Source organism: Enterovibrio baiacu, assembly GCF_004120195.1.
GTDB lineage: Bacteria > Pseudomonadota > Gammaproteobacteria > Enterobacterales > Vibrionaceae > Enterovibrio > Enterovibrio baiacui.
In genome coordinates this window covers 31,670-44,978 of the sequence record NZ_SCHN01000016.1, presented here as the reverse complement: position 1 = coordinate 44,978, position 13,309 = coordinate 31,670, and the positions used below count along the sequence as shown (strand labels likewise).

Sequence of the window (13,309 nt, the reverse complement as noted above, 5' to 3'; positions counted from 1 at the left end):
CGCAAAAGCCTTCCACGCTATACCGCATACATTTACAAAGGCGAGATCACCATCTCGCCTTTTTTACAGCAAGAAAACGCAATGACGACATACATTGAAAACAACAAAATTGATGGCCTAGACGTCATCAGCGCACTTGATGTCACCACACTTGAAGCAGGTCAGCACAAGTTTTGGTTCCGCATTTCCACGGATGCGTTATCACAGCATCAGCACCTGCCTGTTTGGGTATTCAAAGGCAGCAAACTGGGCAAGAACATCGTGATTACGGCGGGTGTTCACGGTGATGAATACAATGGTGTTCTCGCCGCACAACAGATTGCGCGCGAACTGAAAGACAAAGACATCGCCGGTTGCGTGACGATTGTGCCGACGGTGAACCTGACGGGAATGAAGCACCATACCCGTGATTTTGTGTCATCAGATCCTGATGTATCAAACGGCAACTTGAACCGCTTCTTCCCAGGAGATGCTACGGGCAACGATGTACAACGCTACATCTACGCACTTTGGCATCATTTGCTCCAGCCAAATGCCGAGTTGGCGATTGACCTGCATACCCAAACATCAGGCACGGTTTACCCGCTGTACACGTTTGCTGATTTCCGCATTGATGATGCCGTGCAAATGGCGCGCTTAATGAACCCAGATGCCATCTTGAATGACCCAGGCGATCCGGGCATTTTGGAAACCGTGTGGAATGAAAATGGCATTCCGAGCATTACCGTTGAAGTCGGCATGGGCCGTTACACAGATGTCGAATTGGTTCAACGCACCACTCGCGGCGTGATGAACATCTTTAAGCACCACGGCATGATAGAGGGCGAAACAATGACATTCGTCCCTGCCGTTGAAGGCGAGAAAGTGACGAGCATTCGCGCTGAACAAGGCGGGTTTATTTTGCCACAAGCAGAGCTGATGCAATTTGTGGAAGAAGGCCAATTGCTCGCGATCCAATACGACAGTTTTGGTGAAGAAATTCACCAATACCGCGCGCCGGAATCGGGCATTTTGTTGAGTCAGAATGTCGAATCTATGCGAGCAGCAGGTTCATTGGTGGCAAGGATCATTCATCCTTACAGCTAACGCTTCGCGATGTCACTGCAGATCGCCACCATTCTACAGCCGCGTTATCGCGGCTTTTTTGTCTCTATACCCAAACCAGCAAAAAGTATCACCGAACATGTATCGTGATTATCTCGGACATAACGGGCGGGAGAAGGGGAATATGTTTTTCATCACCGACAAGCACTTGCAGCGTGTGCTTTCCACTTGGCAAGGTTAATACCACTGACTGTTCACCTCTACTGAGATGGCGAATGTGCCCAGTTTTCGGCAGAGGCGCGGAGAAATCGCCAAGGGCATCAAGGTTAATCAACACATGGTAACGTTCACCACGCTGTGAGCGCCGCCCTGTCATTCTGACGTTATCACCAACGCCAATCACAACCTCAAATTGATGAGGTAGCATGTCGCCATCTTGAGGAGAAATAAAATACACACTGGCGTCCTGCGTCGCTGATAGGACATGCCTACTCAATGACGCCGTCAACACAAACAAGGCGACGACCAAAAAACTAAATAGCCCCAATTGCCGACGAATTTTTGCAACCATGCACCCACCTTTGGTCGCCAAACGTATTACTTACAGCATGGCGAAACGTCAGCGAACACAGCGCTTCGAAGTTGGGACGTCTAGCATATTACTATTCAAGCAAACCATTGAGGTACGTAGAAAAGACAAAGGAGAGAACAAGAAAAGAAAGGAGATAAAACGAGATCAAGGTTTAAAAGTCGTGATCACAGCAAAGACAATCACTGCTTAGCATCATCATTCTTACTTGGCGAATAGTCTACTTCGCCTAATCTATCTTCACGACGCATTTGCTTAGCCTGCTTATCATAGGCGTCGAGATCTTTGGACCACTTAGATAACCTTGAACCAATCGATTTTACGAACTCAGTAACGAACCGTACTAATGCTTTCACCAATAACCTCATCAGACAGCATAAACAGATAAAGACATTTCGCTGAACCACAGAACTATCAAAAACAAGGGGCTAACATGCGCCACTTAACAATGTTTCTCAACTCACGTTCTATTAACAATAGCCTCTAATCTGAGGTCTTGCGTCAGAAAGCCGTTAGCTTTTGAAGTCACACCTTACCATTGAAGAATGCGCCCCCCTGTTATCGAAGTGAGACAAGAACGTCTGTTGCTCAAACCATAACCATCCGTCAAACATTTAATTAGGATTTGCTATATTAGCTATCGCTAATTATAGTATTCCTATCACGCCACATATTTACGTATAACGAGGAATTCGTATGGTTTATCACATCCCTTGGGAGGCATTGATCGGTGGGTTCATGCTTGGCATCTCAGCCCTGAGCTTGCTGATTATCAATGGAAAAATTGCAGGCATTAGCGGTATTTTTTCAGGTCTTCTCTCTTCGCAAACGCCCGACAAGGCTTGGCGCATCGTGTTCATTATCAGCATGGTAATTGCAGGGTCAGGCGTCGCCTTTTTAAATTCAGGGTTTCCTGACTACTCACTGTCAGGCGCAGGAATCACCCCTTTCATCGCAATGGCAGCGGGTCTACTTGTTGGAATAGGCACAAAGCTCGCGAATGGATGCACAAGCGGCCACGGTATCTGCGGGATGGGTAGATTCTCGCGACGCTCATTGGTGGCTACCTCCACGTTTATGGCAGCCGCTGCGATAACTGTCTTTCTTCGACTGCATGTATTAGGAGGCTAAATGTCAGGCAAGAATATACTGTTTTACTTCGGTGCTCTGTTCTCTGGTGGACTATTTGGCGCTGGGATGATGGTGTCAGGTATGGTCAATCCGGACAATGTCATTGGATTTCTTGATGTTTATGGCAATTGGAACCCCAGCCTTGCCTTTGTCATGGGTGGCGCACTGATGGTATTCATACCGGGATACCTGCTACTGATAAAACCAAGATCCGCGCCTATTGCTGAAACGCACTTCAACATGAGCAAACGTAACGATATTGATAGACGCCTACTCATGGGCTCAGCCATCTTTGGTGTGGGTTGGGGATTGGCAGGCATTTGCCCTGGCCCCGCCATAACAGTATTAGGCTCAGGCTCTCTCAATATCGTCCTTTTTATAAGTAGCATGGCGATGGGCATGCTCGTCGTTGATAAAGCATCGAGGCGTTCAACACCACAAACTGAAACAACGCATCAATCCGCATAATCTTCCTCCGGTGTTTGGCGTAATGGCTCTCAGAGAGCACACCTCCAAACACCCTTCAAACCACACATACACTCCCCTATTCTATATCTCGGTAGCGCTGCTCGTTAAAAACCACCAAACTCTAATATTCTCTCACCCGCATTTTTAACAAAAAAATTCAACATCCCACTTCAAAGGCTATGTGCACCCAAAATGTAAATATAAATGCGAAATAATTAAATAAATTCACACGAATTTCGCGTCAAATATGCCTAAAAAATATGACAATGTTAATTATTTGTAATCACACAGTTTCTTAATTCTGGCGACTAATAAAAAATATCAAATGGAATTCCTGACTATTTTTTATGTCACCCTGTATAGACATGTAATCATTCAGCTCCAATAGAAGTAAGAACAATGAAATTAGACACTTAAGAATTAAAATAAAACACAACTTTTCATCAAAAATTATTGTGAAGACCTTCAAAAAAAATCACTCGGCAAATGCTAATTTAGATGATCCACAAATTAGACAAACAAACTTGTTTCATATTTTTTATTGTGATAACGATCAAATTTACAGCCAAGTTTAAACAACTATTTTCATATTTATTTTGTTAACCCCAACCACCCAAGCACCTCATTTATGAGACATTAGATCTCAATAAGAGCCAAGTGAGACGAGGACAACATATAGATTATTTTACACATGAGATATATCTTAATTACTGACTTTGAAATCGTCTGGCTTTTACTGACGCCCTATCGTTAGTACGGATAAATAAAGTCGTCCTTGCATTAACAAATTATTAAACGATTAAAAAATGAATGGAGTCTAACCATGTCAATTTTTCACAAAGCCAAGTGCTTTATCTACGAACAACATCTAAAGAGCTACCTCAAAGATGAGCGCGGCGTGACAGCCATTGAATATGCGGTATTGGGTGTGGCAGTCTCAGCTATCATGCTAGCGCTTTTTACTGGTGGTGACTCTAGTCTTGGTGGCGCCTTAGAAGCAGCATTTGCTAAAATAACAGAGAATTTGAAAGCAGCAACTGGTACCTAGTGCTGGTGATTAATATTCACTTGGTGTTACATCAACAATGTTACTAGACATTGTTTTAACGACCAGCTCCGTAGCTGTAATTGTTAGTGATCTAAAATATCGTAAAATTAGTAATTTTCTCGTGCTAACGATATTTATCATGTGCATATTGATGGGCATTAAAGAACCAAGCTTATCAATTCATTTTCACCAATCAATTTTAGTGTTACTCGTTGGACTGGTTTTATTCAGGGTTGGGCTTTTGGCAGCAGGGGATACAAAGCTATTTGCAGTATATTCACTTGTCATCAACCCTGAATATATACAACTTTCCATTGTTCTGATTGGATTTATTGGAGGGATAGTTGCTGTACCTATCTTTGTAAAAAAGTATTTTTCTGAAAGCAAGGCTGATAGAGGTGTACCCTACGGTATTCCCATCGTCCTATCGAGCTTGTTTAGTATTTACCTGAGTAAATTGAGTTAACTGATGAGCCAGCGCATTTTTTTCTTATTCGCTATTCTAGTTGTCTTTATAGGACTTTTAGGACTAAGCGGATTCTTCCAGAGCAAACCAACAAGTGCTGCGATTGCTCCCAGTATTGTGTATAGAGTTGCTCAAATTAACGAACCTTTATCCAAAGGACAGTTACTTACACCCCAAAACCTTCGTTACATCAAACTCACCGAAGACGATGCTCTTAGAAATGGTATCGCTGGCAATATTGACATTAAGCATGTACCTGGAATGGTTTCTAGAAGAGAGATAAACCCAACAGAATTCGTTACAGCTAATGACTTCTTACTTCCAAATGATCCAGGGTATTTAGATGCTGTAACAGGTGAAGGGATGACACCATACCCTTTAAAAATTCGACAAGTGGATTTCATTGGTATGGGCGTTGATGTTGGTGATTTAGTCGATATCATAATATTGACGTCCGATGAACAAAATATTTCAAATATATCGGCCTCCAACACAATCAAGTCATTCCGCTCACTTGCCGTATCTCCCCTATTTAAGGGCATTAAAGTTCTCGCAATAGATGAAGTAGAAGATGAATTCCTTCCTCTCACCATCGAATTAGATCAACACCAAATCGCAAAAATGGTCATTGCGCGACGAATAGGTATCGTCGAAATAATAAAAACGACAAATCAAGCGACAGGGCAAAGTACGATTTTAAATGCAGACACACATGATGTTTTGCCAAATTTTCAATCAGTAGTAGAAATTCGCGGTCAATCAAAGGCCTTAAATTAGAGAACAAGAATATGTTGCCTTCTATTAAAACAATCACTTTTTCTCTGTGCACGATTGTTTTCGGTATGTCGCTTACGGTACAAGCTGCGGGAATCATGAACTTAGGTACGGGAGACGCTCGACCACTGAGTTTCAAATCTACCATAGGGACTGTGTTTATTTCCAATCCTGAAGTAGCAGATTATCAAGTCATTGATAACAATCGTCTTGTTGTGTTTGGACGTGATATTGGCACCACGACATTGATAATTTTCGGCGAAAGTAGCGAAGAGTTATTAAGAAGAAAAATAGCTGTAAATCAGAGTCTTACAAACATAGAGCAAACGATCGCGATCAGATATCCCGATATCAATGTTTCCGTACTCAATCTAGGAGAGCAAGTTGTGCTCTCTGGCTTTGTGCCGACTCAAAAAGAAAAAAACGACATCTACTCTATGGTTGGAGAACTATTGAACAAAGAGTTCACCGAAAAGCGCACAGAATGGAAAACCGATGAAGGCGAAGAGTTCGATATCGACTTCATGGCTCGTCGGTACTATCGAGGACTGGTTAACAACTTAGAGGTATCGGTCACCAAGCAAGTCAACGTCAAGCTCACCATTGCCGAGGTTAATAGTGCTTTGGTTAACGAGTTAGGCATCGAATGGGGTACGGTTTTAACCGATGGTTTTGCCGGAAACGGACAATTCTTCCGGGGTATATCTGGCTTTGGTGGCGGCGCAACAAATGTTGCGACCTTTATATCCGCAATCAATGACGACAGTGTCGGCCAAGTTCTCTCTGAGCCTAACGTGTCCGTTATCTCTGGAGAGTCTGCCAGCTTTCTCGTCGGTGGTGAGATTCCCGTTACCTATCGTGTCGATGACGGGTATCGAATCCAATATAAAGAATTCGGTATTGGCCTCGATTTAGCCGCTGAAGTACTGAGAGATGACAAAATTAAATTGGCGATACAACCTCAAGTGAGTTCTGTTGATGTTCAGTTTGGTAACACATTATTAGATATTCCTTCGTTTAAAGTGCGCAGAGCAAGAACGACTCTTGAATTAGGCGACGGCCAAAGCTTCATTCTTGGTGGGTTGTTGAGCACGGAAGATCAAGAAGAACTCTCTAAAATACCTTTCATTGGCGACGTCCCAATCCTTGGTGCCTTATTTAGAAACACGTCAACAACCCGACGCAAGACGGAACTGATTATCGTAGCAACCGTGTCGCTTGTGGAACCCATTAGTTCTTCAGACGTAAGAATCCCTGGCATGCAACGTACATCAACGCTTTCCCGCTTTTTCGGCATCAAATCAAGTGCATCTCCCGAGGTGTCTAAGTGGCAACAACAGATCCTAGCAACTGGAGGCTTCAAGAAATGATGTCGCGCAAAGCTTATACCCAGCACATTCTATTATCGACATTCTTATTCATGATGCTTGGCTGTGCGCCCAAACCATCCATTGAGGCATCAAGCGTTCTTGTGACACCCGTGACTTACGAGTACCAAATCAGCCTTAAAAATAAAAAACGACAACCTGCCAAACAGGAGCTTTTTGCGTATTTAGAACAGAACCGTTATGCCCTTCAAGTTCATGGCGCAGAAATAAAATGGCAGGGCAAAGAAGGCAAAGCGCTCGCGAATATGGCTCGCCAATGGCTGCTACGCCAAGGAACGCCATCAGAAAAGGCTGAATTGGTTTCCAGCAGTACACTGGCAAAAAACAGCATTTTGCTGTCAACCACGGTTCACCAAGTTCAAGCCCCTGAATGTGCGCCGATTGTGATTGGCGAATATCACCATGGCGACGATGGCTGCACGCAACAAGTGATGCGTTGGCAATCTATGGTCTATCCAGACAAGAAGCTTTCTGGCACTCCACGTCTTTCTATCTCATCACCTAACACACAATAACGAGAGAAGAGACATGTTAGATTTTAGCGACCTACTAAAAAAAGACGCAAACCAAACAACAAGTGCACCTCAAAAAGGTCTTTCATCTCTGCATTTTTTTCGCTCAGAAGAAGTGAAAGATTTGGTTGAAGAAACCTTTCGGTTTGATGGTCATCCCCCCCCTATCGCTTACCCGTATAAATTCAGAGAGATTGCATCAAAGATAGAAGAGCACGGTGCCCAGTTGGTTGTCCTCGATCTTCGCGGATGCCCAGACACGCTAAAAGAATCAAAACAACTGTCTTCAAGATTGCCGACATCTGTATCGGTTATCGTACTCGGCGACGTTGATGCGATATCTGTTGTCAGAGAACTAAAATCTCTCGGTTTTTACTATCTTTTTTGGCCTGTAGAAAAGATGGAATTGGCGGAATTCATTCAATCCGTCGCCTCACGACACATTGAAGCATCTAACTTTAGGAATAGACGACGCGCTAAGCGCGTGGGTGTTATTGGCATCAAAGGGGGCGTAGGGTGTTCATTGCTGGTTGCCGAGCTAGGTAGAATGCTCTCTCATGAAAAGCAAACGTCGTGCTTAGTGGTCGATCATAACTATATGTCCAGTAGTCTCGATATTTTACTTGGTTTGAAAAACCGCGAAAAACGCATCATTAACGAATCTGAAGTCGGCACCGAGTTGGATCAGGCTTCAGCAAAAACGCTCGTCACACGAGTTAATAACCGATTGAATTACCTAGCATTAGGACTTCAAGATGAGCGTTCAACCGACCTGTTTGAAATGAATGATCTCGTGATCAATCAATTATCAAATGAAACCAACTTTACCATCGATGATTTCTCCGCATCTGTCAGCTTTGACGTGAGTCCTCAAGTGATCAACTCAACGTTGGACATCGCCATCATAGTTATGGAACCAACGATTGCTTGTCTTCGAGAGACTGCTGCAACGTTAGGTAAATTGAAGAAACTCGCTGACGAGCACAATCGAAGCAAATCACTCAGAATTATATTGGTATTAAATCAGCATCGAGCACAACGCTTTACCAGCGTTACTGAAGCTGAAATTGAAAAGTATCTCGACCACAAGATTGATATCAGCCTCCCTTATGAAGTCACGATAGAAGAAAACCTCTTAAACGGTACATATCTGGGTGAAGGCAAGTCGAAACTCGGGAACCAAATTCGCCGACTATGCTCGCTCATCATCGGCGAAGATCTCTCCACCCCACCTAAATCATTGTTTTCAATGTCTTTACTGGGGAGAAAATAATTGGCCATTTCAGGAACAAAAGCGTTATACCGTTCACTTCGAGAGAAGATCTTCGATGCCATTGACGCGGAAACCATTGCAACATTAAGCAAAGACGAGTTACAGCGCCAATTAACACAAGGCATTGATATTCTTGTAGAGCAAGACAATGTGCCAATGCCATCAACGCTGAAACATGAATTTGTCAAAATGATGCATGACGAGTTGCGCGGCTTAGGCCCTTTGCAAACTCTGATTGAAGATGAGTCGATCTCAGACATCATGGTGAATGGTCCAAACGCGGTGTTTATTGAAAGAAATGGTTTGGTCGAAAAGTCTTCTGTAACTTTCATCGATAACGACCAACTACAAAATGTCGCAAAACGCATTGCAGCAAAGGTTGGTAGACGTGTTGATGACTCCATGCCGATGTGTGACGCGCGTTTGATGGATGGCTCCCGCGTAAACATTGTTCTGCCACCTATCGCTATCGATGGGGCTTCCATATCCATTCGAAAATTCAAAAAGCAAAGCATTACCTTTAGCGACTTAATTGACTTTGGCGCAATGACCCCAGAAGTTGCAAAGCTCATGGTTATCGCCTCTCGTTGTCGCGTCAATATCATTATCTCTGGCGGTACGGGCTCCGGTAAAACAACGATGATGAATGCACTTTCTCAATATATTTCTGAAAGTGAACGTATCGTTACCATTGAAGATGCCGCTGAACTTCGCCTCCAGCAGCCTCATGTCGTTAGGCTTGAAACCCGAACTGCGGGTATCGAAGGCACTGGTGAAATAGGCCAGCGCCAACTCGTCATCAACTCACTCCGTATGCGTCCAGATCGCATCATTATTGGAGAGTGCCGTGGCTCAGAAGCATTCGAAATGTTGCAGGCGATGAATACCGGTCATGATGGCTCAATGACAACCTTACACGCCAACACACCTCGAGATGCGATTTCCCGTATAGAGAGCATGGTCATGATGGCAACGGCCTCTCTTCCACTTGAAGCCATTCGAAGAACCATTGTTAGCGCCGTTGACATCATTATCCAAATCAGTCGTCTACACGATGGTAGCCGAAAAGTCATGAGCATCAGTGAAGTGGTTGGAATGGAAGGTTCTAACGTTGTGATGGAGGAAATTTTCCGCTTTGACCAACAAGGCATTTCTGAAAAAGGAAAGGTGCAAGGCGACTTTACAACGTCGGGTTTGTTACAGCGTTCTGTTTTGTATGAAAAAGCACGGTATTTCGGACTAGACGCCGAGCTAAACAGTATTTTCAATAAGGTCGTCGCATGATCGCAAATGCTATCTATTGCCTAATGATCATATTCGGCTTGTACGTCTTGTTTAACCAAAGCCGATTAAAGAAGCGGCGTGAAAGCATGCTTCGCGACAGTAACACACTGCCTGAGACGAAATTTCTAGAAAACCGTGCCGTTGATATGGATGCGTTGACAGAGACGACATTTCTACAACGGGTACAACGAAACATTGGAAACACGCTGGAAGACCTTGGCGATTATTCGGCCATTAAGATTTTCGTTTTCTACGGCGTCACGCTATTCGCTGGCGACTACATGTTGGGAAAGCTGTTCCATTTGAAGATACTCACTTCCGTTTTAATAACATGGCCAGTTGTTACGTTTCTAGGGCTTAGATACCTCAAAATCCGAGCTCACCACGCGTTTGAGCAAAGCTTCCCTGATGCATTAAACATGATTGCCAGCTCGGTATCTGCAGGGGAGAGTCTCCTGCATGCCATCGTATTTGTTGGAGATTCACTCGACAGCGTCGTTGGAAAAGAATTTAAGCGGATGGGTGAACGTCTGCATATGGGGGAATCAACAGACGCTGTATTCCGCAAAGCCTGCTTGAGATTCCCTACACCTATGTTCCAGTTTTTCGTTATTACAATGCGTGTCAATGTAAACCGAGGTGGCCAACTTCGTGAAGTCATTACAAGGCTGAATCGAGTACTGTTCGATGCCCGATCTATCGAGAAAAAGAAGCTCGCAATGACGGCTGAAGCACGGATATCTTCTTACATCGTTTGTGCCATTCCTTTCATTTTTCTCTTTGCGCTAATGCCCATCTTGAGCCCTGAGAATTATGACTACGTCATGAACGATCCAAGCGGACGACCATTACTGTATTACATGCTGATCAGTGAAGCGATCGGAATGACGATAATTACGCTACTGATGCGGAGTGTAAGGTAATGAATAGCGCCCACATTCTTATTTTCTCTTTACTCGTCGCTTTAGGTGTCGCATTCATACTCACCATACTCTTTGGGGTTTATATGCGTCGCCAACAGCTAACAAACATGCTTGAGCGACCTCAGCGTACATCAAATACATTTTCGAATTTGTCCAATGTCGCCACCAGTTTTTTCTCAGGGACCAGCCATGAAATATCAGAGAAGCTGATCGGTGCGGGCATCTATAATACGGCAGTAGCGCCTTATTATTTCCTGCTTAAATACACCCTTTGTAGCATAGGGGTTTTAGTCATTCTGTTAACGGGAGATAGTCTTGGGATTGTTACAATACAAGACAAGGTTATCTACCTAAGTCTACTCATTCTTGCTGTTGTCATTTTACCCGATTTATATCTGGAGTTTCGTCGACGTTCTCTCGCGCTAAAGCTCACGCGTAAATTGCCTTACTTACTCGATATGATGGGGGTTTGTGTTCAAACGGGCATGACTATCGAATCAACGTTATTTTATCTAACAACTGAAATGGCTGCGTTTGATAGAGACATGGCATTTATGCTCAAACGACTCAGAGACAGAGCGCAAACAATGGGGTTGGAAAAAGCGCTTCAGGAATTGTACGACCGTATCCCCTCCCCTGAAATGCACAGTTTTGTAATGACACTGACACAGAGCATGCAACACGGCACGTCGATTTATAAAGTGCTGTCTACTTTAGCAAAAGATATTCGCGAAATTCAGCTACTTTCCTTAGAAGAAAAAGCAGGAAAGCTTTCTTCAAAAATGTCAGTTCCTCTCATTATATTCATCATGATTCCGATCGTGATACTCATTACAGCTCCTGGGATCATGAGGATTATGGGCGTATGAAGATACTCTTTTCACTTATTGCGGCAGTCATTATTACCGGTTGCAGCAGCACACTTTCCGACAACGATTTCGTCAAAGAGAAAGGGGAAGAAATACTCATAGATTCAGGAAATTATGCTTCCTTGATTTCACGTTATGAAGCCTCTTTGAAAGAAAGTGAATCTGACACACTCCGTTTCAAACTGGCAAATGCGTATTACCTTTCAGGAGATGGGGAAGCAGCGATGTTTCAGCTTTCCCAGATAGACCCTGACAGTATTGACGTGGCAGAGCTTTCGCTACTCCGAGCCAATATTTACTACGACAGAGGTGCTTATCAAAAGTCCCTCCAGTACGTAAATATGGCAATACGTTCAGAGTCAAAACTGGGTGAAGCCTATAACCTACAAGGCCTGATTGCCGCACAACAGGGCGAATTAGACAAAGCCAAACGTGCGTTTGAAAACGCAAGGGTGCACCACTATAACGACGCATATGTGAAAAACAATCTCTCTATGGTTGCAATGTTGCAGGGCAATTATCATGAAGCAATCAGCATATTGACGCCGTTGGTTCAAAGTGGACGCGCTGATGATACTGCTAAAGCTAACTTGCTTCTCGCATATGCAAAAACGGGGAAGACTCGCGCCTTTAGTAACATGCTTTCGGACAGCGAAAGCGACATCCACCTCGCAGACAAATATCGAAGTCTAAATGCCGCTCAACCTCACCTAAATCAACCAAGCAGCCGCCAGAAAAGTGAATCACGCTCAACGCTATTTAATGGTCAGGCAACCCCAATAGAGACCAACCTAGAGAACAAAGAACAGCAAATTGATAACACAGGCGCAGCGAAGCAAACATTGGAAAAAAAGGGCAGCCTTGAAGGCATTTCCAGCATTGAAAGAGCCAAACTCATTGCCGTCCAAAACACCAATAAAAAAGAACTCGCCCTAAAGCAGAGTGTGGTAGAGCAGATCAGTCATGAGGCACCTGCTATCGAAACAAACATAGATGCAGACCCTCAGAGACAAAATGCAAAGAGCACGTCTAACAACGTACAAATTGAGAGATTAAAGGAAGCATCGACGCCCACAGAAATAGAAACCGTGAAAAACGGGGATATTCCCGACGCCAACCCTGAACAAACAGCGCTTGCTAAACTTCGCGCGCACCTTACAGAAGCAAGAAATAATGAAATTGAAAAAACAAAGAATGAAAGTAAGAAAAAAATAAGTGCGCCAGCACCCAAAATGCTTCTCACAAATCTAGAAAAACAAGTAACAAAGGATGGCTTTGTTTATATAGCAACATCAGATTTCCCCTTAGGAAAAGTGACAACACTTCATCTAAAAAAAAGAAGAAAGTGGGTATTTGATATTCAAGGAGCGAAAAATTTCACCATCAAGAGAAAGCGCTATTACAAAACAGGCCCAGCACGTTCAATTGAAATTGGAGAGCATAACAGCTTTATTCGCATCGTCTTAACGGCAAGAAAAGGGGTAGAAAGAAGACCGCAACACAGAATAGAAGGCAATAAATTGCTAATCCAATGGTGAGC

Annotated in this window: 14 protein-coding genes; 13 read left to right on the top strand and 1 reads right to left on the bottom strand. The window is 43.7% G+C overall.

What is annotated here, in order from left to right; all coding sequences use genetic code 11:
* Positions 1-81 precede the first annotated feature (81 nt).
* Positions 82-1,086: a succinylglutamate desuccinylase/aspartoacylase family protein gene (locus EQP46_RS17495; RefSeq protein ID WP_192545528.1), complete on the top strand. Its 1,005-nt coding sequence runs from the start codon at positions 82-84 to the stop codon at positions 1,084-1,086.
* Between the two features lie 88 nt (positions 1,087-1,174).
* On the opposite strand, the gene EQP46_RS17490 is transcribed toward EQP46_RS17495, so the two are convergent.
* The gene (locus tag EQP46_RS17490) at positions 1,175-1,615 is read right to left on the bottom strand and encodes a DUF4399 domain-containing protein (protein ID WP_129494874.1); all 441 of its coding nucleotides are present in this window, start codon (positions 1,613-1,615) and stop codon (positions 1,175-1,177) included.
* Positions 1,616-2,329: 714 nt separating this feature from the next.
* Between EQP46_RS17490 and EQP46_RS17480 the strand changes: the two genes are divergently transcribed.
* The 12 genes from EQP46_RS17480 (at position 2,330) to EQP46_RS17425 (ending at position 13,307) form a co-directional block, all read left to right on the top strand.
* Complete coding sequence (locus tag EQP46_RS17480; protein ID WP_129494872.1) at positions 2,330-2,764, top strand: YeeE/YedE family protein; 435 nt, start codon at positions 2,330-2,332, stop codon at positions 2,762-2,764.
* Positions 2,765-3,232 carry a YeeE/YedE family protein gene (locus tag EQP46_RS17475; protein WP_129494871.1) on the top strand — a complete coding sequence of 156 codons (468 nt, stop codon included), beginning with the start codon at positions 2,765-2,767 and terminating at the stop codon, positions 3,230-3,232.
* Positions 3,233-4,055: 823 nt separating this feature from the next.
* A complete protein-coding gene (locus tag EQP46_RS17470; protein ID WP_129494870.1) occupies positions 4,056-4,280 on the top strand; it encodes a Flp family type IVb pilin in 225 nt (74 codons plus the stop codon).
* A gap of 37 nt (positions 4,281-4,317) precedes the next feature.
* A complete protein-coding gene (locus tag EQP46_RS17465; protein WP_129494869.1) occupies positions 4,318-4,746 on the top strand; it encodes an A24 family peptidase in 429 nt (142 codons plus the stop codon).
* A 3-nt stretch (positions 4,747-4,749) separates the two neighbouring features.
* On the top strand, positions 4,750-5,523 hold the full coding sequence (locus tag EQP46_RS17460; RefSeq protein ID WP_129494868.1) for an RcpC/CpaB family pilus assembly protein: 774 nt from the start codon (positions 4,750-4,752) through the stop codon (positions 5,521-5,523).
* 65 nt (positions 5,524-5,588) lie between these two features.
* Positions 5,589-6,890 (top strand): type II and III secretion system protein family protein, encoded by a 1,302-nt coding sequence (locus tag EQP46_RS17455; RefSeq protein WP_420841386.1) that lies wholly within the window; start codon positions 5,589-5,591, stop codon positions 6,888-6,890.
* Positions 6,887-7,423, top strand: coding sequence for a hypothetical protein (locus EQP46_RS17450; protein WP_129494866.1), 537 nt, complete (start codon positions 6,887-6,889; stop codon positions 7,421-7,423). The genes EQP46_RS17455 and EQP46_RS17450 overlap by 4 nt, the downstream gene beginning before the upstream one ends.
* A gap of 13 nt (positions 7,424-7,436) precedes the next feature.
* Entirely contained in the window at positions 7,437-8,693 is a 1,257-nt protein-coding gene (locus EQP46_RS17445; RefSeq protein WP_129494865.1) for a CpaE/TadZ family protein, read from the top strand.
* Between the two features lie 6 nt (positions 8,694-8,699).
* Positions 8,700-9,977: a TadA family conjugal transfer-associated ATPase gene (locus EQP46_RS17440; RefSeq protein ID WP_192545527.1), complete on the top strand. Its 1,278-nt coding sequence runs from the start codon at positions 8,700-8,702 to the stop codon at positions 9,975-9,977.
* Positions 9,974-10,900 carry a type II secretion system F family protein gene (locus EQP46_RS17435; protein WP_129494863.1) on the top strand — a complete coding sequence of 309 codons (927 nt, stop codon included), beginning with the start codon at positions 9,974-9,976 and terminating at the stop codon, positions 10,898-10,900. Before EQP46_RS17440 ends, EQP46_RS17435 begins: the two co-directional genes overlap by 4 nt.
* Positions 10,900-11,769 (top strand): type II secretion system F family protein, encoded by an 870-nt coding sequence (locus EQP46_RS17430; RefSeq protein ID WP_129494862.1) that lies wholly within the window; start codon positions 10,900-10,902, stop codon positions 11,767-11,769. Before EQP46_RS17435 ends, EQP46_RS17430 begins: the two co-directional genes overlap by 1 nt.
* Positions 11,766-13,307: a tetratricopeptide repeat protein gene (locus EQP46_RS17425; RefSeq protein ID WP_129494861.1), complete on the top strand. Its 1,542-nt coding sequence runs from the start codon at positions 11,766-11,768 to the stop codon at positions 13,305-13,307. The genes EQP46_RS17430 and EQP46_RS17425 overlap by 4 nt, the downstream gene beginning before the upstream one ends.
* Positions 13,308-13,309 lie beyond the last annotated feature (2 nt).

Coding starts and splice junctions, on each gene's coding strand:
- EQP46_RS17490 (WP_129494874.1), bottom strand. CDS start 1,615: ATGGTTGCAAAAATTCGTCGGCAATTGGGGCTATTTAGTTTTTTGGTC.
- EQP46_RS17465 (WP_129494869.1), top strand. CDS start 4,318: ATGTTACTAGACATTGTTTTAACGACCAGCTCCGTAGCTGTAATTGTT.
- EQP46_RS17455 (WP_420841386.1), top strand. CDS start 5,589: ATGTCGCTTACGGTACAAGCTGCGGGAATCATGAACTTAGGTACGGGA.
- EQP46_RS17480 (WP_129494872.1), top strand. CDS start 2,330: ATGGTTTATCACATCCCTTGGGAGGCATTGATCGGTGGGTTCATGCTT.
- EQP46_RS17430 (WP_129494862.1), top strand. CDS start 10,900: ATGAATAGCGCCCACATTCTTATTTTCTCTTTACTCGTCGCTTTAGGT.
- EQP46_RS17435 (WP_129494863.1), top strand. CDS start 9,974: ATGATCGCAAATGCTATCTATTGCCTAATGATCATATTCGGCTTGTAC.
- EQP46_RS17460 (WP_129494868.1), top strand. CDS start 4,750: ATGAGCCAGCGCATTTTTTTCTTATTCGCTATTCTAGTTGTCTTTATA.
- EQP46_RS17470 (WP_129494870.1), top strand. CDS start 4,056: ATGTCAATTTTTCACAAAGCCAAGTGCTTTATCTACGAACAACATCTA.
- EQP46_RS17495 (WP_192545528.1), top strand. CDS start 82: ATGACGACATACATTGAAAACAACAAAATTGATGGCCTAGACGTCATC.
- EQP46_RS17450 (WP_129494866.1), top strand. CDS start 6,887: ATGATGTCGCGCAAAGCTTATACCCAGCACATTCTATTATCGACATTC.
- EQP46_RS17475 (WP_129494871.1), top strand. CDS start 2,765: ATGTCAGGCAAGAATATACTGTTTTACTTCGGTGCTCTGTTCTCTGGT.
- EQP46_RS17425 (WP_129494861.1), top strand. CDS start 11,766: ATGAAGATACTCTTTTCACTTATTGCGGCAGTCATTATTACCGGTTGC.
- EQP46_RS17445 (WP_129494865.1), top strand. CDS start 7,437: ATGTTAGATTTTAGCGACCTACTAAAAAAAGACGCAAACCAAACAACA.